This is a genomic window from Faecalibacterium sp. I4-1-79, assembly GCF_023347235.1.
In the GTDB taxonomy this organism is placed as follows: Bacteria; Bacillota; Clostridia; order Oscillospirales; family Ruminococcaceae; genus Faecalibacterium; species Faecalibacterium tardum.
Genome location: NZ_CP094467.1, coordinates 837,275 through 860,752, shown reverse-complemented (window position 1 = coordinate 860,752; position 23,478 = coordinate 837,275). Strand labels below are relative to the sequence as shown.

Annotated in this window: 26 protein-coding genes and 1 other RNA gene; 14 read left to right on the top strand and 13 right to left on the bottom strand. The window is 60.2% G+C overall.

The features are described 5' to 3' along the window. The first annotated feature begins 46 nt into the window (after positions 1-46). Entirely contained in the window at positions 47-478 is a 432-nt protein-coding gene (gene ruvX / locus MTP36_RS04175; RefSeq protein ID WP_015536729.1) for a Holliday junction resolvase RuvX, read from the top strand. Between the two features lie 48 nt (positions 479-526). Here the strand turns inward: ruvX and MTP36_RS04170 are convergent, their stop codons facing one another. After that, positions 527-1,249 (bottom strand): peptidylprolyl isomerase, encoded by a 723-nt coding sequence (locus tag MTP36_RS04170; protein ID WP_249253743.1) that lies wholly within the window; start codon positions 1,247-1,249, stop codon positions 527-529. A gap of 248 nt (positions 1,250-1,497) precedes the next feature. On the opposite strand from MTP36_RS04170, the gene MTP36_RS04165 reads away from it, so the two are divergent. The 3 genes from MTP36_RS04165 to MTP36_RS04155 all read left to right on the top strand — a co-directional run bounded on the left by MTP36_RS04165 (position 1,498) and on the right by MTP36_RS04155 (position 2,780). Beyond that, complete coding sequence (locus MTP36_RS04165) at positions 1,498-1,812, top strand: DUF1292 domain-containing protein (protein WP_005928201.1); 315 nt, start codon at positions 1,498-1,500, stop codon at positions 1,810-1,812. 26 nt (positions 1,813-1,838) lie between these two features. Beyond that, positions 1,839-2,043: non-coding RNA, 6S RNA (gene ssrS, locus MTP36_RS04160), on the top strand. Between the two features lie 92 nt (positions 2,044-2,135). Beyond that, positions 2,136-2,780 carry an AhpC/TSA family protein gene (locus tag MTP36_RS04155; RefSeq protein ID WP_249253741.1) on the top strand — a complete coding sequence of 215 codons (645 nt, stop codon included), beginning with the start codon at positions 2,136-2,138 and terminating at the stop codon, positions 2,778-2,780. A 126-nt stretch (positions 2,781-2,906) separates the two neighbouring features. On the opposite strand, the gene MTP36_RS04150 is transcribed toward MTP36_RS04155, so the two are convergent. Genes MTP36_RS04150 through MTP36_RS04135 form a run of 4 tightly spaced genes read right to left on the bottom strand, consistent with a single transcriptional unit; the run spans position 2,907 to position 5,734 of the window. Beyond that, complete coding sequence (locus MTP36_RS04150; RefSeq protein WP_055185854.1) at positions 2,907-3,113, bottom strand: DUF378 domain-containing protein; 207 nt, start codon at positions 3,111-3,113, stop codon at positions 2,907-2,909. A gap of 60 nt (positions 3,114-3,173) precedes the next feature. Further along, positions 3,174-4,058, bottom strand: coding sequence for a 4-(cytidine 5'-diphospho)-2-C-methyl-D-erythritol kinase (ispE, locus tag MTP36_RS04145; protein WP_249253739.1), 885 nt, complete (start codon positions 4,056-4,058; stop codon positions 3,174-3,176). A gap of 12 nt (positions 4,059-4,070) precedes the next feature. Next, positions 4,071-5,255 (bottom strand): pyridoxal phosphate-dependent aminotransferase, encoded by a 1,185-nt coding sequence (locus MTP36_RS04140; RefSeq protein ID WP_097778699.1) that lies wholly within the window; start codon positions 5,253-5,255, stop codon positions 4,071-4,073. Next, entirely contained in the window at positions 5,255-5,734 is a 480-nt protein-coding gene (locus MTP36_RS04135; RefSeq protein ID WP_015536725.1) for an Lrp/AsnC family transcriptional regulator, read from the bottom strand. Before MTP36_RS04135 ends, MTP36_RS04140 begins: the two co-directional genes overlap by 1 nt. A 238-nt stretch (positions 5,735-5,972) precedes the next feature. On the opposite strand from MTP36_RS04135, the gene MTP36_RS04130 reads away from it, so the two are divergent. The 9 genes from MTP36_RS04130 to MTP36_RS04090 all read left to right on the top strand — a co-directional run bounded on the left by MTP36_RS04130 (position 5,973) and on the right by MTP36_RS04090 (position 14,437). Then, positions 5,973-6,242 (top strand): ACT domain-containing protein, encoded by a 270-nt coding sequence (locus MTP36_RS04130; protein ID WP_005928182.1) that lies wholly within the window; start codon positions 5,973-5,975, stop codon positions 6,240-6,242. A gap of 30 nt (positions 6,243-6,272) precedes the next feature. Then, on the top strand, positions 6,273-7,634 hold the full coding sequence (locus MTP36_RS04125; protein WP_442900285.1) for a PFL family protein: 1,362 nt from the start codon (positions 6,273-6,275) through the stop codon (positions 7,632-7,634). A gap of 111 nt (positions 7,635-7,745) precedes the next feature. Next, entirely contained in the window at positions 7,746-8,381 is a 636-nt protein-coding gene (locus MTP36_RS04120; protein WP_249253735.1) for a stage II sporulation protein R, read from the top strand. Positions 8,382-8,430: 49 nt separating this feature from the next. Next, positions 8,431-8,901, top strand: a complete 471-nt coding sequence (locus MTP36_RS04115; protein WP_249253733.1) for a peptidoglycan-binding domain-containing protein — start codon at positions 8,431-8,433, stop codon at positions 8,899-8,901. 242 nt (positions 8,902-9,143) lie between these two features. Beyond that, on the top strand, positions 9,144-10,286 hold the full coding sequence (locus MTP36_RS04110) for an exonuclease SbcCD subunit D (protein WP_249253731.1): 1,143 nt from the start codon (positions 9,144-9,146) through the stop codon (positions 10,284-10,286). Then, positions 10,283-13,087 carry an AAA family ATPase gene (locus tag MTP36_RS04105; RefSeq protein WP_249253729.1) on the top strand — a complete coding sequence of 935 codons (2,805 nt, stop codon included), beginning with the start codon at positions 10,283-10,285 and terminating at the stop codon, positions 13,085-13,087. The genes MTP36_RS04110 and MTP36_RS04105 overlap by 4 nt, the downstream gene beginning before the upstream one ends. Before the next feature lie 41 nt (positions 13,088-13,128). After that, positions 13,129-13,530, top strand: a complete 402-nt coding sequence (locus tag MTP36_RS04100) for a hypothetical protein (RefSeq protein ID WP_249253727.1) — start codon at positions 13,129-13,131, stop codon at positions 13,528-13,530. A gap of 101 nt (positions 13,531-13,631) precedes the next feature. Beyond that, complete coding sequence (locus MTP36_RS04095; protein ID WP_015536721.1) at positions 13,632-13,853, top strand: YdbC family protein; 222 nt, start codon at positions 13,632-13,634, stop codon at positions 13,851-13,853. After that, on the top strand, positions 13,850-14,437 hold the full coding sequence (locus MTP36_RS04090) for a hydrolase (RefSeq protein ID WP_118658132.1): 588 nt from the start codon (positions 13,850-13,852) through the stop codon (positions 14,435-14,437). The genes MTP36_RS04095 and MTP36_RS04090 overlap by 4 nt, the downstream gene beginning before the upstream one ends. A gap of 61 nt (positions 14,438-14,498) precedes the next feature. On the opposite strand, the gene MTP36_RS04085 is transcribed toward MTP36_RS04090, so the two are convergent. The 5 genes from MTP36_RS04085 to MTP36_RS04065 all read right to left on the bottom strand — a co-directional run bounded on the left by MTP36_RS04085 (position 14,499) and on the right by MTP36_RS04065 (position 19,084). After that, positions 14,499-14,918 (bottom strand): DUF3842 family protein, encoded by a 420-nt coding sequence (locus MTP36_RS04085; RefSeq protein WP_117554360.1) that lies wholly within the window; start codon positions 14,916-14,918, stop codon positions 14,499-14,501. Positions 14,919-14,926: 8 nt separating this feature from the next. Continuing rightward, on the bottom strand, positions 14,927-16,315 hold the full coding sequence (locus MTP36_RS04080) for a Sapep family Mn(2+)-dependent dipeptidase (protein WP_249253725.1): 1,389 nt from the start codon (positions 16,313-16,315) through the stop codon (positions 14,927-14,929). Between the two features lie 122 nt (positions 16,316-16,437). Then, entirely contained in the window at positions 16,438-16,923 is a 486-nt protein-coding gene (locus MTP36_RS04075; protein ID WP_055185843.1) for a COG2426 family protein, read from the bottom strand. A gap of 15 nt (positions 16,924-16,938) precedes the next feature. Further along, the gene (locus MTP36_RS04070; protein ID WP_097778686.1) at positions 16,939-17,691 is read right to left on the bottom strand and encodes an exodeoxyribonuclease III; all 753 of its coding nucleotides are present in this window, start codon (positions 17,689-17,691) and stop codon (positions 16,939-16,941) included. 16 nt (positions 17,692-17,707) lie between these two features. After that, positions 17,708-19,084, bottom strand: a complete 1,377-nt coding sequence (locus tag MTP36_RS04065; protein WP_249253723.1) for an MATE family efflux transporter — start codon at positions 19,082-19,084, stop codon at positions 17,708-17,710. A 266-nt stretch (positions 19,085-19,350) separates the two neighbouring features. On the opposite strand from MTP36_RS04065, the gene MTP36_RS04060 reads away from it, so the two are divergent. Then, the gene (locus MTP36_RS04060; RefSeq protein ID WP_249253721.1) at positions 19,351-19,668 is read left to right on the top strand and encodes a hypothetical protein; all 318 of its coding nucleotides are present in this window, start codon (positions 19,351-19,353) and stop codon (positions 19,666-19,668) included. A gap of 75 nt (positions 19,669-19,743) precedes the next feature. On the opposite strand, the gene mgtE is transcribed toward MTP36_RS04060, so the two are convergent. From mgtE to MTP36_RS04045, 3 genes are all read right to left on the bottom strand, one after another. After that, a complete protein-coding gene (mgtE, locus tag MTP36_RS04055; protein ID WP_249241476.1) occupies positions 19,744-21,120 on the bottom strand; it encodes a magnesium transporter in 1,377 nt (458 codons plus the stop codon). A 164-nt stretch (positions 21,121-21,284) separates the two neighbouring features. Continuing rightward, positions 21,285-22,604, bottom strand: a complete 1,320-nt coding sequence (locus tag MTP36_RS04050; RefSeq protein ID WP_249253719.1) for a sensor histidine kinase — start codon at positions 22,602-22,604, stop codon at positions 21,285-21,287. Continuing rightward, entirely contained in the window at positions 22,601-23,323 is a 723-nt protein-coding gene (locus MTP36_RS04045) for a LytR/AlgR family response regulator transcription factor (protein ID WP_055185839.1), read from the bottom strand. Before MTP36_RS04045 ends, MTP36_RS04050 begins: the two co-directional genes overlap by 4 nt. Positions 23,324-23,478: the final 155 nt, after the last annotated feature.

Genomic DNA, 23,478 nt, shown 5'->3' with positions numbered 1-23,478 from the left:
GTGGTACACTGAAAAAAACATTCTGCACACCGGAAAGGGACTTTGTATGAAGATTTTAGCCGTTGACTACGGGGACAGCCGCACCGGCCTTGCCACCTGCGACCGCACCGAATTTCTGACCACCGCCATCACGCCCCAGATCACCTTAAAGGCGCGCAACAAGGTTGCCGCCCGGGTATGCGAGGTAGCCAAGGAGATCGAAGCCGAGATGATTTTGATCGGCCTGCCTCTGAATATGGACGGCACCGAGGGCGAGCGCGCCGCCAAGAGCCGCAAGCTGGCAAAGACCGTGGAACTTTGGAGCGGCCTGCCGGTGCGGATGTGGGACGAGCGTCAGACCACCTGCGCCGCCGCCGACCTTCTGGACGAAAGCGGCACCTACGGCAGCCGCCGCAAGGAGATTCTGGATTCGGTCAGCGCCACGGTGATTTTAGAGGACTACCTTGCATGGCGCAAGGAGCACCCCGGGGAAATATAAAAATGATGCCTGTGCTCACGCACAGGCATCATTTTTTGACTTTACTATTTATCCCTGATAGGTCTCGATGCTCACGCTGTTGATGGTGATCTCGGTGGTGGGCTTCTGGTTTTCGTCCACAGCGGTCTGGGCGATGGTGTCCACGATGTCCATGCCCTCGTACACCTGCCCGAATACGGTATCGGTGTAGTCCAGATAGGGCGCGCCGCCCGCCGTCTGGTAAGCGGATACCACCTCGGCGCGGTAACCGGCGGCATTCATCTGGTCCACCAGCTCCTGCGTTACCGACTGTTCTCCCGGCAGCGATTCCACCACATAGAACACGCTGGCGCACGCGCCGGAAGCGTCCACGCCCATGCACAGCGCCCCGGCGTAGTGGTGCAGGCTGTCCGATGCTTCCACCGGGTAGCGACTGCCCTTCCAGATGGTAGAGCCCTTGCCGTCTGCGCCCTGCCCGGCTTCCACCACAAACTGGTTCTCCACCCGGCTCACGGTAAGGCCGTTGTAGTAGCCCTGCTGCACAAGACCAATAAAGTTATCGCAGGCCTGCGGGGCCTTTTCCGGGAAGAGCACCGCCCGGAAAACACCCGCAGAGGTATCGAACACCGCAACCGTGTCCCCCGCTGCCGGGTGGGTGAATTGCAGCTCGGCCGATTCCACCGCCGGGCGGCTGACGCTCTGGACGGCGTTGCCGTTTTCCTGTGGCCGCAGCGTGCAGCCGGTAAGCAGCAGCACCGCCGCAAGACAGACTGCCCCTAATTTTTTCAACATACTCCCGCTCCCTGTTCCATATACTGTACTACAACGCTGCACAGCGCAGCGCAAAAGATTCAACCAGTAGTATACCATATTCTGCGCGGCAGTGCGAGAGGAAATTGCGTGAAAATTTATCCAATGATTTCTGTGCGAAAAAGCATCTTGACGAACCGGGCAAAACACGCTACACTATAAGCAGACCAAGCGGGGTACAGCCCGCAGCATCAACTGCTTTTTGTGATGAAGCAATACAGGAGCGTATTATGTCTGACGAGATCAAGAACCCCAATACGGAAGAAGAATATCAGCCCGACCTGATGACCCTTGAGGACGAGGACGGCAACGAGGTCACCTTTGAAGTGATCGATGCGCTGGACCACAAGGGTGTGCATTATCTGGCTGTTGTGGAATACGCCGAAAACGAAGAGGACCTGAACGAGGACGCCCAGCTGGTGATCCTGAGTGTCGGGGAAGATGACGAAGGCGAATATCTGGACGTTGTAGAGGACGACGAGGTGCTGATGGAAGTCAGCAAGCTGTTTGAGCAGCGTCTGAGCGAGGACTACGATATCGAGTAAGTCCTTTGACGGATTGACCCGTGCAAGACTTCCTGCCCGGCTCGATTTGTTGCGGTTTGTATGATCCTACTAATCATTCAACGGGAGCCCGGAGTTCTCCGGTGGATTGCAGACCTCCCCGCCATGGGTCGACCATGGAGGCTCGATGAGGAAGCGTGATTCCGGAGACAGGGCACCCACCTGTCCGTAAGGGTAGGTTTGATTGGCCGCAGACGACCGGGCGGGATCTTTATAGTAATCCAATCCACCGCTTGTGCCCCTGCAAACACAGGGCACGGCTGTGGATTTTTTTATCACCATTTGAAAGGATGTGCAATTGCGGCATGAGTTCTGAGCATCTGGTTGGTACTTCCATTCCCCGGTTCACCTTTGACACCCCCACCACCCCGGGCAACGATTTTTACGCCCTGTGTGCGGGCACCGAACCCCTGTGCATGATCTTTCTGCCCGGGTTCGACCACCCGGTCACCCGGGAATACCTGACCCGCTACTTAAAGACCCTGCCGCGGCTGCGGGGTGTACGGCTGGCGTGTGTGGTGCGCTCAGCGCCCCGCGCGGTGGCCGAGGCTACGCAGGGGAAGGAGTTTCCCTTCCCCATCATCTGCGATGCGCCGGGTGTGCTATACAGTTATCTGGGGGTGGAGCAGGCACGCGGGCTTTTGAGCTGGAGCTTTTCTGCCCAGCGCATCTACAAAAGCGCCCGGGATGCCGGTTATCACTACGACCGCAATGCTCCGCAGATCCTGCCCATGACCCTGATCGTCGGCCACGAGGGCAAGATTCTGTTCACCCACTCCGGCCGCAGCCAGACCGACCTGCCGGAGGACTGCGTTGCCATCCGGGAGCTTGCCCGCGAGGTGATCCATACGAAAGCTGCCGACCAGCGCCGCACAAGCCACCACTGCTCGGACGAGACGCTGACCCTGCCCGACCTTATCGGCTGGGACGATGTGGACAACGACCAGTAATCCACGCAGAAAACGCTTTTTATTATCAGGTCTGGAAAATCCAAAGATTTTCCAGACCTGTTTTTTTACCGGAAGCGCTGCAATGCACAAACGGCTGCCGCACTGTTAAGTGCAGCAGCCGTTTTGTTATTCTTCCTCCGGTTCCTCGCTGAACAGATTCGGAATGCAGCCAAGAGCAGCCAAGCCCACCAGCGCAAACACGATACGGGACCACACCGAGGTACTGCCGCCCAGCAGCCAGCCCACAAGGTCGAACTGAAAAAGCCCCACGAGCCCCCAGTTCACGCCGCCCACAATGAGCAGCAGCAGGCAGATTTTGTAAAAGGTCTGCACAAAAAAGACCTCCTTCCTTTGGGTTCAGTATGCCCTGCGGGAAGGAGGTTTATACTTTTTTTAGCGGATCACCCGGGCACCGCCGCGGTCGGGCTTGGCAACGTAGACCTGCGGCCACTGCCGCTTTGCTGCCGCTGCGGCGGCTCTGGCGGCAGCTTCGTCCCGGAACACGCCGAACACTGCTGCACCGCTGCCGGTCATCAGGGCGGTAACAGCGCCGTGCGCCCGGAGCAGGGACTTGATTGCTTCGTTATCCTTTGCGCCGCTGCACTCTTCCAGCGCATTCCCGGCGGCAGCACATACGGCGTCCAAGTTTCCGGCGCGGATAGCCTTTTCCTGCGCCTCACAGTCCGGGTGGGTGCTGCTGCCCACGGTATCATAGGCGGCAAAGGCCTCCGGGGTGGACACGCCGTAGTCCGGCATCACCACCGTGAACCAGCAGTCCGGCACAGGGGGCAGCGCCTTGAGCAGGTCACCCACGCCCTGCACCCGGCAGGTGCCGCCCATCAGGGCAAAGGGCACGTCCGCGCCGATGCCTGCGCCCAGCGCGCACAATTCGCTCATGGAAAGCTTTGCGCCGTACAGGGCATTCAGACCCACCAGCACGGCGGCTGCGTCTGCGCTGCCGCCCGCCATGCCCGCCCGCACCGGGGTGTTTTTGTAGATGGTGATATCCACCCCCGCCAGCAGACCGGTGTAGTAGAAGAACGCCAGCGCCGCCTTGATGGCGGTATTTTTATCGTTGGGCTGCACAAGGCTGCCCGGCAGACGCAGACTGAGCCCGGCGCTGCGGCGCAGCATCACCCGCTCGTACAGGGTAATGGTCTGCATGGTCATGTCCAGCGCGTGGTAGCCATTGGGCAGCAGGCCCACTACATCCAGTGCCAGATTGAGCTTGGCCGGGGCCAGCACGGTCACTGCGTTTCTCCGCTCTCGCCGTTCCATCTGTGTTCCTCCTCAGTTGCCGTGGTAGATGTTGTTTTCCACCAAAAACTCCCGGATGCGCTTCAGCGCCTCGGTCAGGTGCTCCACGCTGTAAGCGTAGGAAACGCGGCAGTACCCCTCGCCGGAAGCGCCAAAGGCATCGCCGGGGATGATGGCAACGTGCTTTTGCTCCAAAAGCTTTGTGCAGAACTCCTGACTGCTCATGCCGGTGCTCTTGATGCAGGGGAAGGCGTAGAACGCACCCCGGGGCTCGAAGCAGGTCAGACCCATATCGTTGAAGCTGCGCACCACCAGACGGCGGCGCATATTGTACTCGTCCCGCATCCGATCGATCTCGCCGTCACACTCTTTCAGGGCGGTGATGGCGGCGTACTGGCTGGTGGTGGGGGCGCTCATAATAGCGCTCTGGTGGATCTTGGTCATAATTTTAATGACCGCCTCCGGGCCGCAGGCGTAGCCCAGCCGCCAGCCTGTCATGGCGTAGCTCTTGGAAAAGCCGTTCACCACAATAGTACGCTCTGCCATGCCGGGCAGGGTGGCAATGGAAACGTGCGGCCGCAGACCGTAGTTCAGCTCTGCGTAAATTTCATCGGACAGCACCATGATGTCGGTGCCGCGCAGCACCTCAGCCACTGCTTCCAGATCCTCCCGCTCCATCACCGCACCGGTGGGGTTATTGGGGAAGGGCATGATGACCAGCTTGGTCTTGGGGGTGATGGCTGCCTTCAGTGCATCGGCACGCAGACGGAACTCGTCCTCCTGACGGCAGGCAACGTGCACCGGCACGCCGCCGGACAGGGTGGTGATGGGCTCGTAGCACACAAAGCAGGGCTCCGGGATGATCACCTCGTCCCCGGGCTTGACCAGCGTGCGGATGCACATATCAATGGCTTCGCTGCCGCCCACGGTCACAAGGATCTGCCGCATGGGGTCGTAGCGCAGGTTCATGCGCCGCTCCAAGTACCGGCTGATCTCGGCGCGCAGCTCTTTTAAGCCGGCGTTGGAGGTATAGCGGGTGCGGCCATGCTCAAGGCTTTCAATGCCGGCCTCGCGCACAGCCCACGGGGTCTTGAAGTCCGGCTCGCCTACGCCAAGGCTGATGCACTCGGGCATTTCGGCGGCCAGATCGAAAAATTTGCGGATGCCGGAGGGGCGCATGGCCTTGGCGGCAGGCGCGATCAGTTTATCATAATCCATCACAGCACCGTGCACTCTCTTTCATCAATTTCTTCATCCTGATACAGCCGCCCCTCTTTTTTGTAGGTGCGCAGCACAAAATGGGTGGCGGTGGACAGCACATCGTCCAGCGGCGAGAGCCGCTTTGCCACAAACAGGGCGATCTCCTGGAAGGTCTGTCCCTTGATCACCAGCTGCAGGTCGTACCCGCCGCTCATCAGCAGCACGCTCTCCACCTCGTCAAAGGCGGCGATGGTGGCAGCGATCTCGTCAAAGCCGCGGCTCTTTTTGGGGCTGACGTTCAGCTCGATGACTGCCTCCACGCGGTTCACCTTGGCCTTTTCCCAGTCCACAAGGGTCTTGTAGCCCTTGATGATGCCCTGTGCCCGGGCAAGGTCCATCATCGCCGCCACCTCGGCGGGGGATTTGTTCAGCATGGTGGCAATGTCCTCCACGGGCAGCCGGGCGTTGTTTTCCAGAATCTTCAAAAGCTGTTCCATTGTCATATACTCCTTATCAACCCTCTACACGGAAATCCGCGGGAAATTAAATATAAGTATAGCACAAGCCCCGGCAGAATGCACTTGATTTTTATATAGAATGTCTTTTGCCCCCGGATTCTGCTCTTTTTTACAAAAAGTGTGTTCAAAATTTGCTAAATCTGCTATACTGGAAGGGTAAGCGTGTGCCGGGTCTTTGGCGGCACCAATCACTATAAGGAAAACGAGGGTGGAAACCATGAAAGCTTTCATTACCGTCATTGGACACGATACCGTGGGCGTTGTCGCAAAGGTGGCCGGTCTGTGCACCGAACTGAACATCAACATCGAGGATGTGACCCAGAGCATCCTGCAGGGGATGTTTGCCATGATCATGCTGGTGGATCTTTCCAACTGCAATGTTGACCACGACCAGCTGCACAAGCGCACCGATGCGCTTGCCGCCGAGATGGGGATGCAGATCAACGTGACCCGTCAGGAAGTTTTTGACGCCATGCACACCATCTGAGCCGGAAAGGAGCCCGCAACCGCTATGAGTATGTTTAACACCGGGGATATCCTGGAGACCATCGAGATGTTCACGCAGGATAATCTGGACGTGCGCACCGTGACCATGGGCATCAGCCTGCTGGACTGCATCGACCCGGACCCCAAAAAGGCCTGCGAGAATATCTACAACAAGATCACCACCAAGGCTGCGAACCTTGTCTCCACCGTGGAGCACATCAGCGCCGAGTACGGTATCCCCATCATCAACAAGCGCATCAGCGTTACCCCCATTGCCATGCTGCTGGGTGCCTGCCCGGAGGCAGACCCTGTGGACTTTGCAAAGACGCTGGACGCCGCCGGTAAAAAGGTGGGCGTCAACTTTGTGGGCGGCTACAGCGCACTGGTGCACAAGGGCTTTTCTGCCGGTGACCGCCGCCTGATCGAATCCATCCCCCGCGCACTGGCCGAGACCGACATCGTGTGCAGCTCGGTGAACATCGGCGCCACCAAGGCCGGTCTGAACATGGACGCCATCAAGCTGATGGGCGAGGCCGTGAAGAAGGCCAGCGAGCTGACCGCCGACCGTCAGTGCATCGGCGCTGCCAAGCTGGTGGTGTTCTGCAATGCCCCGGAGGATAACCCCTTCATGGCCGGTGCCTTCCACGGCCCCGGCGAGCCGGACTGCGAGATCCATGTGGGCGTTTCCGGCCCGGGCGTTGTGCGCGCCGCGCTGGCACGCCTGCCCAAGGACGCCCCCATTGACGAGGTGGCAGAGCTTGTCAAGCGCACTGCCTTCAAGATCACCCGCGTAGGCCAGCTGGTGGCAAACCTTGCCTCCAAGGCACTGGGCGTGCCCGCCGGTATCATCGACCTTTCTCTGGCTCCCACCCCTGCCATCGGCGACAGCGTGGCCAATATTCTGGAAGAGATGGGTCTGGAGACCTGCGGCTGCTGCGGCACCACCGCTTGCCTTGCCCTGCTGAACGATGCTGTGAAGAAGGGCGGCGTGATGGCCTCCAACCACGTTGGCGGTCTGTCCGGTGCCTTTATCCCGGTCAGTGAGGATGCCGGCATGATCCACGCTGCCGAGATCGGCTGCCTGACCATTGAAAAGCTGGAAGCCATGACCGCCGTCTGCTCTGTGGGCATCGATATGGTCATCATCCCCGGCGACACCACCCCCGCCGTCATCAGCGCCCTGATCGCGGACGAAGCCGCCATTGGTATGGTGAACAGCAAGACCACCGCCGTGCGCGTCATCCCCGCCATTGGCCGCAAGGCCGGTGAGGTGCTGGACTTCGGCGGCCTGCTGGGCTACGGTCCCATCATGCCGGTAAACAGCCACGACCCCTCGGTGTTCATCAACCGCGGCGGCCGCCTGCCCGCACCCATGCAGTCTTTGAAGAACTAACATAAACTCCCTCTCCGTCATTTTGCAGTAATGGCGGAGAGTTTTTTTGTATAACCCCGCCGCAACAGACCCATCCTCTGGTTATCATTTCCAGAAGAGGGGTCTGTTTTTATGGTGCGTTTTTTCTTAAAGCCGCTTTCCGTCCGGCAAATGCGGCTGCTGTGCGCCAGCTTGCTGGCGGGCTTTGCGCTATGCGGCGCTTTGCAGGGGCTGTGCTGGGGGCGCACCCAGCTGGATGCAGGGGCAGCGCTGTGCGCCGACACCCTGCGGCTGCACATCCGGGCAGCCAGCAATGCCGTGGCCGACCAGAGTGCCAAGCTCCGGGTGCGGGACGCCGTGCTGGCCGTGATGCAGCAGTGCCCGGCGCAAAGCGCACCGGAGGCGCGAGCGTGGGCGGCGGGGCAGCTTTTGCAGTTTCAGCTGGCGGCGCAGCGGGCACTTGCCGCGCAGGGCATCCATGCCCCGGTGCGGGTGTATCTCGTGAATATGTACTTCCCCGCCCGGCGCTACCCCACCGGTCAGCTGCCCGCCGGGCGGTACGATGCCGTGCGCATTGATATTGGCAGTGGCGGCGGGCGCAACTGGTGGTGTGTGCTATACCCGGGGCTGTGCAGCTTTGCGCAGGGTGGCTACGCCCTGCCTGCGGAGAACGACCTTGTCTGCGGGCAGTACATCCTGCGGTTCCGGCTGGTGGACTGGGCGCACCGGCTGACTGCCCGGCGGCAGACAGTGCTGCTGGCGGGGTGACGCCGCACCCCGCCGGAGCATAGCATGGAGGGAAAGGAGGGATCCCCTTATGGCGATTCCCGGTTATTATTCCCTGCTCCAGCGCGGCTCCTCCGGGCCGGACGTGGCACTTGTACAGACGTGGCTCAACGGCGTGCGCGATGCGTGCACATGGTACGATGCGCTGAAGCCGGACGGCAAATTCGGCGCAAGCACCCAGCGCGCCGTGCAGGAGTTCCAGCTGAAAAACAAGATGAACATGGACGGCAAGGTGGGGCAGAACACATGGAACGTGCTCTACACCCGCTACACCGCAAAGCACGGGCTGAAAGTGCCCTACCCCGGCATCGTGCTGCACACCGGCTCCTCCGGCGGCACAGTGCGGCTGGTGCAGCAAAAGCTCAACTCTCTGGGCGAGCGGCTGAAGGATGACGGAAAATACGGTGCAGCCACCGCTGCCGCCGTGCAGCGGTTCCAGCGGCGCAACGGTCTGACGGCAGACGGCAGCGTGGGCTACGCCACTTGGGAAAAGATGTTCTGATATACGCAGACCGTAAAACGATTTGGAATGGCCTCCGCGTGCGCTTTGGCCATATTCAGCGGAAAAATCATTTTAAATTTTGGGACACCGGAGCGTCTGCGGACGCTCCGGTGTCCCATTTTCACAGAAGGGGTCGCAACGGCAAACAGCAGTTGTCCGTTTTTCTGTTCTCCTTGGTTGCGCGTGCAGCGGCGGCTGCGTTATAATAGGGCAAAGCGTTTTTTGAAAGGCGGTGTTCCTGTTTGCGTTTTCTGCATTTGTCCGACCTGCATCTGGGCAAGCGGGTGTGCGAGTTTTCCATGCTGGAGGATCAGCGGTATATTCTGGAAGAAATTCTGACCCTGCTGGATGAGACCCCTGTGGACGGCGTGCTGCTGGCAGGCGACCTTTACGACAAGCCCGTTCCCCCTGCCGAAGCGGTGCGGCTGCTGGACTGGTTCCTTACCCAACTGGCGGCGCGGAAGCTGCCGGTGTTCGCCATCAGCGGCAACCACGATTCCGCCGACCGGGTGGCCTTTGGCTCTGCCCTGCTGGCCGACAGCCAAGTCTACGTCAGCCCGGTGTTCACCGGTGCGCCGCAGCCCATCCCTTTGCAGGATGCCCACGGCACGGTGGATGTGTACTTACTGCCCTTTTTGAAGCCCGCCATGGTGCGGCACGTCTGGCCGGACGAGCCCATTGAAAGCTACAATGATGCCCTTGCCTGCGTGCTGCGGCACTGCACCCCGGACCCCGGCCACCGCAGCGTGCTGGTGGCGCACCAGTTTGTGGCGGGTGCTGCCGCCTGCGAGAGCGAAGAACCCTCGGTGGGCGGGGTGGACAGCGTGGACGCCGCCCTGTTCGATGCCTTTGACTATGTGGCGCTGGGGCATCTGCACAGCCCGCAGAAGGTGGGGCGGGAGACCTTGCGCTACTGCGGCACGCCGCTGAAGTACTCCTTCTCGGAGGCGGGGCAGTGCAAAAGCGCCACCTTTGTGGAGCTGGGTGCAAAGGGCGAAGTGCACATCACCACCGCGCCCCTGACCCCCCGGCACGAGCTGCGCGGGCTGCGGGGCAGCTACATGGAACTGACCGACCGCAGCCGCTACGAGGGCACCGCCGTGGACGATTACCTGTACATCACCCTGACCGACGAGCAGGATGTGCCGGATGCGCTGGCGCGGCTGCGGGTCATCTATCCCAACCTGATGCAGCTGGACTACGACAACCAGCGCACCCGCCAGCAGCAGGAGATCTGCGCCCCGGAGCGCACCGAGAGCATCTCCCCGCTGGAGCATCTGGCAGCCTTCTACCAGCTGCAGAATAACCAGCCCCTGACCGCCGAGCAGACGGCGTTCTGCCAAGCGCTGATTGAGGAGATCTGGAAGGAGGGCGACACCCTATGAGACCGCTGCGACTGACCCTTTCGGCCTTTGGCCCCTATGCCGCCCAGACTACCCTTGACCTTGAAAAACTGGGCAAAGGCGGGCTGTATCTCATTACCGGCGACACCGGCGCGGGCAAGACCACTATTTTTGACGCCATCACCTACGCGCTGTACGATCATTCCAGCAGCGGCATCCGGGAGGGCTCCATGCTGCGCTGCAAGTACGCAGACGACAAAACCCCCACCTTTGTGGAGCTGGAATTTGAGGTGCACGGTGTGCGCTACACGGTGCGCCGCAACCCGGAGTATCAGCGCCCCAAGGCCCGGGGCGAGGGCATGACCACCGAAAAAGCAGATGCCACCCTGACCTACCCGGACACCCGCCCTCCGGTGACCAAGGCGAAGGACGTGACCGCCGCCGTGCAGGAGATCATCGGGCTGGACTATAACCAGTTTTCCCAGATCGTGCTCATTGCGCAGGGGCAGTTCACAAAGCTGCTCAACGCTTCTACGGAGGAGCGCAGCCGCATCTTCCGCAAGCTGTTCCGCACCCAGCGCTATGCCCAACTGCAGGAGCGTTTGCAGGCAGAAGCCGCCGCGCTGAACCAGCAGCGCACCGCTCAGAACGCCAAGCTGGACAGCCTGCTGGGCGGGCTGCAATTCAGCCCGGAGGACCCAGACGCCGAGGCGCTGTGCGCCCTGTGCGCCCAGACCGTGCCGGAAACGGCGCTTACTTTACTGGACGCCCTGACCGCACGGCAGGCGGCGGCGCTGGAAGAAGCCGGCACCGCCCTGCAAACCACCGAAGCACAGCTGGACACGGTGCAGCGGCAGCTGGGTGCAGCCGCACAGGCACAGCGGCTGGCGCAGCAGCTGACCGCCCGGCAGGCAGAGCTTGCCGCCGCAAGGCCCGCACTGGACGCTGCCCGCGCCGAAGCCGACCGCCACGCCGGGGACGCTGCGCAGCTGGATGCCCTCACCGCGCAGGTGACGCAGGCACAGAGCGCCCTTGCGGCCTATGACGCGCTGGACGCCCTCTGCCGCCAGCAGACCGAAGCGCGGGACGCCGCCCGGCTGGCGGCAGCACAGGCGCACAAGCGGCGCACCCAGCTGGACAGTCTGAACGCCGCCCTTGCCGCCGCTGAGACCGAACTTTCCGCACTGGCAGACGCGGACACCCGGCTGCTGGCGCTGCAAACCCGCAGCACCCAGCTGGCACAGCGCGGCGAAGCGCTGGCAAAGCTGGAACAGCGCCTTGCGGAATGCCAGCATCAGGCCAAACGCGCCCACAAGGCGCAGGAGAGCTACCGCGCCGCTGCCGCCGCACAGGACGAAGCCCGCACCCGGCAGAATACGCTGGAACGGGCATTCTTGGACGCACAGGCCGGACTGCTGGCCGAGAGCCTGACCGAGGGCGCACCCTGCCCGGTGTGCGGCAGTACCCATCACCCTGCCCGCGCCCTGCTGCCCCATACCGCACCCACGCAGGCGCAGGTGGAAGCTGCACGGCAGGCTGCTGCCGCGGCTGACCGGCAGGCACAGACTGCCAGCGCTGCCGCCCAGAGCGCACTGGCTACTGCCAACGAAGCAAAGATCTCTCTCCGGCGGGACGCCGAGACCCTGCTGCCGGAGCGCTTTACCGCCCCGGAGGGCACGGTGCCCCTCACCTTTGCCCTGATGACCAACGTTCTGGCCGAGGAAAGCGCTTCCTTGCAGACGGCACAGGCCGGCTGTGCCGCCCAGTGCCGACAGGCCGAAGCTGACTGCCGCCGCAAGGCACAGCTGGAAGCTGACCGGCAAAACAAGACCCGCCAGCGCCCGGCGCTGGAACAGGCCGCTGCCGAAGCTGACCGCAACGCCGCCGCCCAGAATGCCAGCGCAGACGCGTTGGAAGAGCAGATCGCAGAGCGGCGCGCCGCCCTGCCCTACCCCCGGCGCGCGGACGCGCAGGCGGCACTGGACAAGCTGGAAGCCGACCGCCGCACCCTGCGCGCCGGCATGGACACGGCACAGCGCCGCCTGAAGCAGGCCGAGCAGACCGTTGCCGCCGCCGAAGCCGCCGTGGATGCACTGACCGCACAGCAGACCGCCGCCCAAAAGGAGCTGCCCGCCCGCAGCGCCGAGGAACTTACCGCACAGCAGACCGCGCTGACCGCCGCGCGGGAGACTTTGCGCAGCCGGGAAAAGCAGCTTTCGGCACAATTGCTGCCCAACCGCAAAACGGCGGCGCAGTACCGCGCGGCCGCCGAAGCGCGGCAGACGCTGGAAAGCCGGTGGCAGTGGGTCAGCGCGCTGGCTGCCACAGCGGGCGGCACTTTGACCAGCAAGCAGAAGATCAAACTGGAAGCCTACATCCAGATGAACTATCTGGACCGCATTTTGCGCTACGCCAACACCCGCCTGATGCAGATGACCGCCGGGCAGTACGAGCTGGAACGCATCGGCGCAGAGAACCAGCGCAGCCAGTCCGGGCTGGACCTTGGCGTCATCGACCACTACAATGGCACCCGCCGCAGCGTAAAGACCCTTTCCGGCGGTGAGAGCTTCAAGGCTTCGCTGGCACTGGCGCTTGGCCTTTCGGACGAGGTGCAGAGCAGCGCCGGCGGCATCCGGCTGGACACTTTGTTCTTGGACGAGGGCTTCGGCTCGCTGGACGAGGAATCGCTGGAACTGGCTATCCGGGTGCTCTCCGGCCTGACCGAGGGCGACCGTCTGGTGGGCATCATCTCCCATGTGGGGGCGCTGAAAGACCGCATCGACCGGCAGGTGGTGGTGCACAAGGCCCGCACCGGCGGCTCCACCATAGAGCTGCGGGTGTAAAACGCTTCTGGCGGGGCACACTAGGGGCGGAGGTGAATTTGATGAATTCTCTGGAACCCTTCATCCGCCACGAACTGGAAAACCAGTCCGGCACCGCTGCCGCCCCGCAGGCAAACAGCACCCGCATCGCCCCGCCGCTGGGCAGTATGCCCCTGCAGCCCCCGGCTGCGCCGGACATGCCCGGCACCCAGCTGCCCCCGCCGGAGGAGCCGCAGCCGGAAAAGCCCGGCGTCCCCATGACAGACGGTACTCCCGTGGCCTGCCGCCAGAAGAACGCCGCCGCCTTTTTGGCTGGGGACGTGCAGACCAGCGTGATGGCACACTACGCACCGGAACTGTTCAGCACAAAGCAGAAGCTGCACAGCCGCCACCCTGCCCCGGACGAGGACACGACCGCCGTTTTGGAGCTGGTGGAATGGCGCGAGGACGCCCCTTACGGCTGAGCGTAACAAAAATTTTTTAAAATATTTCAGTTTACCTGTTGAAATCTCGCCGCACTTCCCTTATTATGGTAGCATACAAACATAAAGGCAGGTTTTGCAATATGGCAGAGATCAAATACGAAGTTGTCCAGCGTGTAGCCGTGCTGAGCCAGCGTCCCCGCGGCTGGGAGCGTCAGCTGAACCTTATCAGCTGGAACGACGGCGAGCCTAAGTACGACATCCGCGACTGGTCCCCGGACGGCACCCGCATGGGCAAGGGTATCTCCCTGAGCCACGACGAGCTGGCCATCCTCAAGGGCATTCTGGAGGATATGGAGCTGTGAGCGGGGGCGACCGCGCAGAGTTTCTGGACGTGTGGCAGCAGCATGTCACCCGCCCGGGCAGCGAAAAGCTGCTGGACTGGCTGGACAAAAAGACGGATTTTTTCACCGCACCGGCGTCCACCCGTTTTCACGGAGCCTGTGAGGGCGGGCTGTGTATGCACAGCCTGAACGTCTACCACGCGCTGCACGACAGCTTTTTCACCGAGGGCGAAAGCGAGGAAAGCTACGCCATCTGTGCCCTGCTGCACGATCTGTGCAAGGCCAACTACTACAAGCTGGGCACCCGCAACGTGAAGAACGAAGCCACCGGACAGTGGGAGAAAGCGCCTTTTTACAGTGTGGACGACCTTTTTCCCTACGGTCACGGCGAAAAGAGCGTGTTCCTCATCGAGCGGTTCATGAAGCTGAAGGTGGAGGAAGCGGTTGCCATCCGCTGGCACATGGGCGGCTTTGACGATGCTGCCCGGGGCGGCTGTTTTGCCATCTCGGAAGCTTACGACAAGTACCCGCTGGCGGTCAAACTGCACATCGCAGACCTGCAGGCTACCTACCTGATGGAGCATCGCACCAGCAATATGCGCTGAATAAACTAAACAGGCGGCTGTACAGCATTTTGTACAGCCGCCTGTTTGTTTGTAGAAATTTTCAGCAGCCTTCCCCGGCGCAGAGGGCTTTCACCTTCTGCACGGCGGCAGCTACAAGGCTGCCGATGGGCTGGTCGGGCACGCCGACGATATAGTTTTCGCAGTGGTTCACCGGGATCAGCACCCGGGTGGCGCTGCTCTGGCATACTGCCGTGGCCATGGCGGGGGTGATCTCCCCCAGCAGCGCATCTGCAATGACGATACCGATGGGCCCCACGATGATATCCGCATTGCGGCAGTTCACCACCACGGCATTCTCACCGGTGGCGGCGCGCTGCGCCCCGGCCTTGTGCATGGCCTGTGCGGCCACACTGTTGGTGCCCACGGCCACCAGCCGGATGTCCGGGCACTGGGCACTGAGGGCAGCCACCAGCTGGCGCCCCAGTCCCCCGCCCTGTCCGTCAATGACAAGCACGTTCATGCCGTACCTCAGAAGTCGACCTCTTCCAACCGCAGCAGCGCCAGAATGTAGATCTTGACGGCCTCCAGCAGCTTGTCGATGGGAGCAGCTTCGTTAGCGCCGTGCATCGGACCGCCGAACTCCGGCAGCTTCACGTCCTCATGCTCCGGGCCGAAGCTGACAGCATAGGGGAAGTGGCGGGCATAGGTGCCGCCGCCCATGGTGAAGGGGGTGGCGTTCTCGCCGGTCACCTCGTTGTAGGTGTCGATGCAGGCGCGGATGGCGGGGCTGTCGGCCTCGATGTAGAAAGGCTCGGCTGCGTCCACATCCTCCAGCTTTGCGCCCTCGCCCAGCGCAGCGGTGATCTGTGCGGTCAGCTTTTCGCCGTCGGTGCAGGTGGGGAAGCGGCTGTCGATGGTCTGCACCAGCTTGCCGTCCTCCATATAGATGCGGCCGCCGATGATGGTCAGCGGGCCAAAGGGGCCATCGGCGCAGTCGATGCCAAGGCCGGTGCCTGCGGTGGAGCTGTGCAGCTTGCGCAGTGCCTCCAGATAAGCGCGCTCGGCATCGTTGCACAGGCCGTTGTCCAGCAGATACTCCACCACCAGACCAATGGCGTTCACCGTGCCCTCCGGCATAGCGGCATGGCCGGACTTGCCCCAGCCGCGCACCCGCACGCCGTCCCCTTCCGGTTCCAGCGTGATGTTGGGGGCGTTCTTCAGCTTGCGGATATCGGTCTTGACCAGTGCGCTGGCGCGGTCCGGCACCGCGTTGTTGGCAACACCGCCCTCAAACTCTGCAATGACGCCGTTGCACACCGGGCTGACGATCTTGCCGCCGAAGTGACCCTTTTCGCCGTTGCACACCGGGAACTCGGCATCCGGGGTAAAGCAGAACACCGGGGCGGGATAGTTTTCCAGATAGTACTTCACATCGTTCATGTGGGTCTCCTCGTTGTCGCCCACAATGGCACGGATGGGGTAGCGCAGCTGGTAGCCCTGCTCTTTGAGGAACTTCAGCGCGTACAGAGTGACGATCATCGGGCCCTTATCGTCCGAGACGCCGCGGCCCAGCAGCCAGCCGTCCTGAATGCGCATCTTAAAGGGGTCTGCCGTCCAGCCGTTGCCCACGGGCACAACGTCCACATGGCAGATGGTAGCCAGATATTTTTCCGGGTCTGCACCGGCCAGCTCGGCATAGCCGATGTAGTTTTCGCAGTTGCGGGTGGCAAAGCCCATGCCTGCTGCCAGCTCCAGCGTCTTGTCCAGTGCCGCCCGGGGGCCTGCGCCGAAGGGTGCGCCCTCCTCCGGGGTGCCCTCCACGCTGTCGATGGCGACCAGCGCTGCAATGTCCTGCAGCAGCTGCTCCTTATTTTCCGCAATATATGCGTCAATTTTCTGATTCAGTGCCTGATCCATGTTCTATAACGTCCTTTCTGACCGGGAGCAGATCCCTGTCTTTACACAACTGTTACCTAGTTTAACACACTCCGGGCGGAAAAGCTACCGGCATTTTTCACGACAAAAGCGTCCGCGTTTTGTCAGCCTGCCGCAAACAGCCCGCTGAGCGCGCCCAGCAGCCCGGCGCTTGCCAAGCCCATGATGATGCCCGCCAGCAGCACACCGCCCATACAGGCGATCAGCACGTCCTTGAACTTCATATCCAGAATGGAGGCTGCCAGCGTGCCCGTCCACGCACCGGTGCCCGGCAGCGGGATGCCCACGAACAGCAGCAGTGCCACAGTCAGGCCCTTGCCTGCCTTGGCTTCCAGTGCGCGGCCACCCTTTTCGCCCTTGTTGATGCAAAAGCGGCAGATGGGGCCGATGAGGGGCTTGTAGTAGCCCCAGATAAGGAACTTGCGGGCAAACAGGTAGATGAAGGGCACCGGGATCATATTGCCCAGCACGCACAAAAGGTAGGTGGGCAGCACCGGCAGCCCCATGCCCAGCCCGATAGGGATGGCCCCGCGCAGCTCGATGATGGGCACCATGGAGATAAGGAAGATCAGAAGATAATTTTTCAGCATTGGCTTCTCCTTATATTACAGGTCGATCTGCAGCTCCACCGGGCAATGGTCGGAGCCAAAGATCTCGTTGTGGATCTCGGCGGCGCGGATGCGGTCTGCAATGCGCCGGGAAACGATAAAATAGTCGATGCGCCAGCCCGCGTTCTTTTCCCGTGCGTGGAAGCGGTAGCTCCACCAGCTGTACTTCACCTCGTCCGGGTGCACCACCCGGAAGCTGTCCGCAAAACCCGCCGTCAGCAGCTCGGTCATTTTGGCGCGCTCCTGATCGGTAAAGCCCGCGCTCATGCGGTTGGTCTTAGCGTTTTTGATATCCATCTCAGTGTGTGCTACGTTCAGGTCTCCGCACAGGATCACCGGCTTTTTTGCGTCCAGCGCCAGCAGGTACGCCCGGAAGGCATCCTCCCACTCCATGCGGTAGTCCAGCCGCTTCAGCCCGTCCTGACTGTTGGGGGTGTAGCAGTTCACCAGATAAAAGCCGGGGTATTCCAGCGTCAGCACCCGCCCCTCGTGGTCGTGCTGTTCCAGCCCGATGCCGGTGGTCACTGCCAGCGGTGCCGTTTTGCACCAGCAGGCTGTGCCGGAGTATCCCTTTTTCTCGGCCGAATAGGTGTATTCGGTGTAGCCCTCCGGCGCAAAATCTGCCTGTCCCGGCTGCATCTTGGTCTCCTGCACCGAGAAGATGTCCGCGTCCAGCGCGGCAAAGCTTTCGGCAAAGCCGTGGGTCAGGCAGGCGCGCAGACCGTTCACGTTCCAGCTGATCAGTTTCATGCTTTTCTCCTTATTGTTATGCCTGATATTTTGTTTTCCATGCGCCGCTGCGGAAGCGCAGCACAAAGCAGGTCACGCGGCAGGTCCAGTCGATGACCATAGCCACCCACACGCCCACAGCGCCCCAGCCCATGCGGACGCACAGCAGATAGCTGAAGCCCAGCCGCCAGCATGCCATGCTGAGGATGGACACCACCATGGTAAATTTTACGTCGTTGGCCGCGCGCAGGGCGTTGGGCAGCACGAAGGACAGCGGCCAGAAGATAATGGCGCAGCCCGCGTGGATGGTGACCAGCGTGATGGCCAGCTCCATGGTCTCGCCGGAAAGGGCGTAGATGCCCACCAGCTGCCGGAGGAACAGCAGGATCGCCCCGTTGGAAAGCCCCATCGTAATGTAAGCCCACAGCAGCAGCTTGCGGGTGTAGTAAACGGTCTGTTCGTGGTCACCGGCACCGATGCAGCGTCCCACCACCGTGATCATGGCAAGACTGATGGCCTTGCCCGGGATGACGCCCATGCCGTCCAAATTGTTTGCCACTGCGTTGGCTGCGATCTGCACCGTGCCGAAGGTGGAGATCATGCTCACCACCAGAATGCGCCCGGCCTCGAACAGGCTGTTTTCAAAGGCCGAGGGGATACCGATGCCCAGAATGCGCTTTGCCATGCCACCGTCCAGCCGCAGGGTCTTTGGCACGGTAAGCACCGCATCCTCCCGGTAGCACTTGCGCAGGATGAGCGCCGCAGCCACCACGCGGGACACCACGCTGGGCCACGCTACGCCGTCCACTCCCATTTTGAAGCCGAAGATGCACACTGCGTTGCCCACGATGTTGATGATGTTCATCAGAAAGCTGATCTGCATGGAGATCTTGGAGTTGCCGATGCTGCGGAACAGCGCCGCGCCGCCGTTGTACAGCGCCAGAAACGGGTAGCTGAGGGCGATGATCTGCAAATATTTCACGCCCGCATCCAGCACGTCAGCGTCAATAGAGCCGTAGAACAGCCGGATCATGGGGCGGGCCAGCACAAAGCATACCGCGCCGATCACCATGCCGGACAGTCCGCTGAGCAGCAGCAGCTGACCGGCGCTTTTGTCGGCATCCGGGCGATCCTTTGCCCCCAGATACTGGCTTACCACCACCGCGCCGCCGGTAGCCAGCGCCGCAAACAGCACGATGATAAGGTTGTTGATCATATCCACCAGACTGACGCCGGAGATGGCCGCCTCGCCGCAGCGGGACACCATCATGGTGTCGGCCATGCCCACCGTTACTTCCAGCAGCTGCTCCACCAGCAGCGGAACGGCCAATACCAGCAGTTCCTTCTGGCTGAACAGCGGCTCCCGTCCGCCGTTCAGGCTGGTTTTTTCATTGCCATGCAGTAGCTTTGTCATCCGTTTCTCCCCTCCCGACACCGGACACTTTTCCGGTACGCTGCCGCTGCCCGGCGCGTGCATTTTTCCGGTTGCAGCAGATGTGTCCATCTTAACACACCACCGGCTGCTTGTAAAGCGGTGCAGGCTATATCCCACGAAAATCAGCTTTCCATGCCTATCTCCTATTGCCCGCCGGTTTTATAAAGGTATCCTGCACGGTTTTCCGGCAGGCTTTCCGTTTTTATGCTTGTTCGTCAGTTTGCCGGGAACTTTCCGCAAAATTTGTGCGTTTCTACAAAAATGCGATTTCCCGCGTATTTTTAGGGAGAAATTTTAAAAAACCTCTTGCAATTTCTGTTCCAAAGTGGTATGTTGTATCCAACAAAAGTGAAACTTGGATACATCTTCACTTTGGAGCAGCAACTTCGGCTCCGCACACGCTTTTGTTTTTCACCTTGCTATTTTCTTCATTTACCTTCTTATCATTTACCCTGCCTGTCCCGCAAGGGACGAGAAAAGCGATGACCCACCTGCACGGGTCGTCGCTTTTTCTTTTGTTCACGACTGTTCTTTGGGCTGGGACGAGCCTGAATGCCCTCTGAGCATTTTCAGCGGAAAAAACATCTTAACGCAAAGCAGGGCGCTCCCCGGAGGGAACGCCCTGCTGGATGCACCCATTATGCAAGGTGGAACAGATCGATCAGCACGACCATGGCAAGGCCATAGTAGACCACGACCGCCACCAGATCGTTGATCGTGGTGATCAGCGGGCCGGAAGCGACCGCCGGGTCGATATGGATCTTATGGAACAGCATCGGGATCAGCGTGCCCACCAGACTGGAAATGACCATGGACACGATCAGCGACAGCCCGACACAGCCGGACAGCAAAAAGGCCGAGGTCCAGACATAGCCCTTGAAAAAGTGGATGTAGCAGCCCAGAAAGCCCAAGGCCATCACAGCCAGAATGGCACCGTTCAAAAGACCCACGCGGGTCTCCTTCCAGAGCAGCTGCAATTTTTTGGAAAGGGTCAGGTTTTCATCCACCAGCACGCGGATGGTCACAGCCAGCGACTGGGTACCAACATTACCGGCCATATCCAGCACCATGGACTGGAAGCAAATGACCACCGGCAGCACCGCTACCACAGATTCAAACGCGCCGACGACCGAGGAGACCAGCATCCCGAGGAACAGCAATGCAATCAGCCACGGGAGACGCTTTTTCACGCTTTCAAATACGCTTTCGTTCAGATCTTCCTCGCCGGTCAGACCGCCCAGCTTTGCGTAATCATCGCCCATCTCATCATCGACCAGCTCGACAACATCGGACGAGGTGATGATGCCCACCAGCTTACCGGCATCGTTCAACACAGGCAGACTGCGCTCCGCGTAGTCCACGATGCGGTCGATACAATCGCTGATCTGCTCCCGGTCGGTGACATAGGGATAGGAGCGGACGATCAGGCTTTCCAAGCTCTCCTCTGCCCGGGCAATGATGAGGTCTTTCAGGTCGATGGCACCGTAGAAATGCTCGTTTTCATCCACCACATACAGGGTGGAGATGTTGTCGTTTTCTCCGGCCTGCTTTACCAGCTCGCTCATCGCCTGCCGGATGGTCATATCGTTTTTGATGGAGATGTAGTTGGTGGTCATTCTGCTGCCGATCTCATCCTCGTCATAAGAGAGCAGCATCTTCACATCTTCCACCGAGTCTTTGTCCAGCTTGTTGACGATCTCGTTTTTATCGGTATCGTCAAGGTCTTCCAGTGCGTCCACCGCATCGTCCGAGTCCATGTTGGAAATGACCTTTGCGGCCTCGTGGCTGGGCAGCTCCTTCAGATACGGCTCGGCATCGTCCAGATAGGTAAAGATCTCGGCAACGGTATCCACGCCCAGAATGGAATAGAGCGATTGTCGTTCGGCGGGGGTCAGTGCCTCCAACGCATCTGCCAGATCCTTTTCATGGTAATCCGACAGTTTTTCGGCCAGCTCTGCCTTGGGCAGACCACTGTGAATGATGCTCAGAATTTCCTGTACATAATTCTTCTGCATGGGTAGTTCCTCCTGATTCCGCGAGCTCGACAAATCAAAATCCATCGCTCCGCTTCAAATTTTGCACCTCATCATAGCACATCCGGTATGCGGCGGCAACCCTGCCAGGGTGAATTTTTTGTAAAAAATCGGGTATAAAAATCCCCGCAAAAGCAAAAGGCTCCTTATCCGCAGAGCATGACCTTGGCAGAGAAAACGCCATTCTGATGGGTAAACGTGCTTGCCCCGCCGGTCTTTTCTGCAATATGGCGGACAGACTGGATGCCGATCCCGTTTTCCCTTCGCTTGGAAGAGCGGAACACCCCGCTTTTTTCGTGAACTGCGCCGTCAAATGCGTTTTCCACTTCGACCAGAAGAAGCCGCTCGGCATGGACATACGCGGTGATCGCGATCTTGCGCCGGGCGGGTGCGGTGCGCAGGCTGGCTTCGAATGCGTTTTCCAGAAGATTAGACAGCACCAGACACAGATCGATCTCGTCCACAGGAAGCACCTGTGGTAAGTCGAGTTTGGCACAAAAGGGAACACCCTCACGCTTTGCAAGGGCACAATAATAGCCGACAACACTGTCCGCTGCACGGTTTTCGCAGAAATTCATATCCAGATCCGGGATCCGGGAGACCGTTTTTGCAAGGTAAGCCTTCAGGTTATCCAGATCTCCTGCCTCGGCCAGTGCGGAGATCTGATTCAGCTGGTGGCGCATATCGTGCCGCGCCTGCCGGGCTTCATCAATGGCGGTTTTCAGGCTTTCATAGCGCTGCTGCTGCATGGAAAGAAACTGGTTTTCCTGCTGCAATCTCGCATTCCGGTTAAGGCTGTTTGCCATCAGCAGAAAGATCGCATTGAACATGAACATCAGAAACAAAAGCGCGATGCTCATAACGATGTAGACCTGCAAGACCCGCCCCGTCCGGAGCGTTATCTGGTAGCGCGGGGTTATAAAAAGGTTCAGCAGGATGAACACCAGCGGCAGTACCCAGAACACATACCACGTCTGCGCAAAATTGTCATCCTCCACCATCGCGCGTACTGCGTGGGTGGCGGGATAATAGGCTGCGGCAGTGATCAGCCAGCAGACCGCATTATAAAAGATGCAGGCGCCAAAGCAGAACCACGGCTTGTCCGGCGGCAGCTGCATCCGGATCACGATTGCCGTGCCGACGGCCCGGGACAGGCTGTTCAGGCACGCAAATACCGCGCAGACCGCAAGCGCGATGGTTCCGGATTTCCAGAGAGAGAGACGCAGCGTTCTGAGATACAAAAAAATTGCTGTAAGCGTAATAAGCAGCACGGAGAACGCCGTTGAAATGCCAAAATGATAGCAAAACAGCCCGCCGCCAAGGCAAAGCCCGAGCAGCAGCGGCACCGCCCCTGCTGCAAGCTTTGCGGGCGGCAGCTTCAGATAGGAACCTACCGGAAAATACGCAAGCAGCAAACCGGGAAACACGACCGTAAGTTCCAGAACCGGGCGCAGAACGTCCTTCAATCCGCACGCCCCCTTTGCAGCAGAAATTCCATAAAGGCCTGCCGGGCGGCTTTCAAAAGCTCCTGACTGACATAGACGCGGCTGCCGTCCGTCATACAGAAGGCGGCAGCCTGAAAATCGGCAGCATTTTCCATATTGATGATCGCGCCACGTCCGCAGACAAAAAAGCGCGGATCTTTTTTGAGCGGCTCGGTGAACGCTTTGAAGCTCTGGCGCGTAGCAAGCGTTTTGCCGGCAGTGGTGCGGATGTTGATCATGTGGGCGAAATGCTCGGCGGATATGATATCACGATAGCGCAAACGGATGTCGCTGCCATCCACCTTCACCGTCAAAACCGGCTCCGGGCGGGGGAGTTTTGCGAGCATTTCATCCAACAGACCGGACAACTCGGCCTCTGAAAAGGGCTTGACCAGATAATGAAATGCCCGTACCTGAAACCCCTCGAGTGCATGGTCTGTCGAGGTGGTGGTAAAAACCAGAAGACAGTCTGCGTCTGTTTTCCGAAGTTCCTTTGCCGCGTCCATGCCGCTTAAACCATCCATGTAAATATCCAAAAATGCGGCGGTAAAGCGCTGCGCTTCTTCTGCCGCCAGAAAAGCTTCTCCGCTGTCAAATTCTAAAAGATCTGCTTCTGTACCGCGCTGGCGCAGCTGCCGTGCCAAGCGCTCCTTCAGCAGTGTGCGCTCGGTATCAAGGTCATCGACGATTGCGATCCTCATGCTGTATCAGGAAGCCGTTTTACAGCTTCCAACCTCCTTTATAAACTCTTTCATCCTGATTATAGCACAGTTGCCCGGTTATGTCGCAGCCGAAAATGGGATTTCGTGACGGAAAAGGGGCTTTCGTGCTAAATGGCTTGAAAAGACCATGCCTG

What these genes read in the sequence shown, in the direction of transcription:
- MTP36_RS04100 (WP_249253727.1), top strand. Translation starts at nt 13,129, where the DNA reads ATGAATTCTCTGGAACCCTTCATCCGCCACGAACTGGAAAACCAGTCC.
- MTP36_RS04135 (WP_015536725.1), bottom strand. Translation starts at nt 5,734, where the DNA reads ATGGAACAGCTTTTGAAGATTCTGGAAAACAACGCCCGGCTGCCCGTG.
- MTP36_RS04120 (WP_249253735.1), top strand. Translation starts at nt 7,746, where the DNA reads ATGGTGCGTTTTTTCTTAAAGCCGCTTTCCGTCCGGCAAATGCGGCTG.
- MTP36_RS04155 (WP_249253741.1), top strand. Translation starts at nt 2,136, where the DNA reads ATGAGTTCTGAGCATCTGGTTGGTACTTCCATTCCCCGGTTCACCTTT.
- MTP36_RS04065 (WP_249253723.1), bottom strand. Translation starts at nt 19,084, where the DNA reads ATGACAAAGCTACTGCATGGCAATGAAAAAACCAGCCTGAACGGCGGA.
- MTP36_RS04130 (WP_005928182.1), top strand. Translation starts at nt 5,973, where the DNA reads ATGAAAGCTTTCATTACCGTCATTGGACACGATACCGTGGGCGTTGTC.
- MTP36_RS04045 (WP_055185839.1), bottom strand. Translation starts at nt 23,323, where the DNA reads ATGAGGATCGCAATCGTCGATGACCTTGATACCGAGCGCACACTGCTG.
- MTP36_RS04140 (WP_097778699.1), bottom strand. Translation starts at nt 5,255, where the DNA reads ATGGATTATGATAAACTGATCGCGCCTGCCGCCAAGGCCATGCGCCCC.
- MTP36_RS04105 (WP_249253729.1), top strand. Translation starts at nt 10,283, where the DNA reads ATGAGACCGCTGCGACTGACCCTTTCGGCCTTTGGCCCCTATGCCGCC.
- ispE (WP_249253739.1), bottom strand. Translation starts at nt 4,058, where the DNA reads ATGGAACGGCGAGAGCGGAGAAACGCAGTGACCGTGCTGGCCCCGGCC.
- MTP36_RS04070 (WP_097778686.1), bottom strand. Translation starts at nt 17,691, where the DNA reads ATGAAACTGATCAGCTGGAACGTGAACGGTCTGCGCGCCTGCCTGACC.
- ruvX (WP_015536729.1), top strand. Translation starts at nt 47, where the DNA reads ATGAAGATTTTAGCCGTTGACTACGGGGACAGCCGCACCGGCCTTGCC.
- MTP36_RS04115 (WP_249253733.1), top strand. Translation starts at nt 8,431, where the DNA reads ATGGCGATTCCCGGTTATTATTCCCTGCTCCAGCGCGGCTCCTCCGGG.
- MTP36_RS04075 (WP_055185843.1), bottom strand. Translation starts at nt 16,923, where the DNA reads ATGCTGAAAAATTATCTTCTGATCTTCCTTATCTCCATGGTGCCCATC.
- MTP36_RS04165 (WP_005928201.1), top strand. Translation starts at nt 1,498, where the DNA reads ATGTCTGACGAGATCAAGAACCCCAATACGGAAGAAGAATATCAGCCC.
- MTP36_RS04080 (WP_249253725.1), bottom strand. Translation starts at nt 16,315, where the DNA reads ATGGATCAGGCACTGAATCAGAAAATTGACGCATATATTGCGGAAAAT.
- MTP36_RS04170 (WP_249253743.1), bottom strand. Translation starts at nt 1,249, where the DNA reads ATGTTGAAAAAATTAGGGGCAGTCTGTCTTGCGGCGGTGCTGCTGCTT.
- MTP36_RS04125 (WP_442900285.1), top strand. Translation starts at nt 6,273, where the DNA reads ATGTTTAACACCGGGGATATCCTGGAGACCATCGAGATGTTCACGCAG.
- MTP36_RS04095 (WP_015536721.1), top strand. Translation starts at nt 13,632, where the DNA reads ATGGCAGAGATCAAATACGAAGTTGTCCAGCGTGTAGCCGTGCTGAGC.
- mgtE (WP_249241476.1), bottom strand. Translation starts at nt 21,120, where the DNA reads ATGCAGAAGAATTATGTACAGGAAATTCTGAGCATCATTCACAGTGGT.
- MTP36_RS04085 (WP_117554360.1), bottom strand. Translation starts at nt 14,918, where the DNA reads ATGAACGTGCTTGTCATTGACGGACAGGGCGGGGGACTGGGGCGCCAG.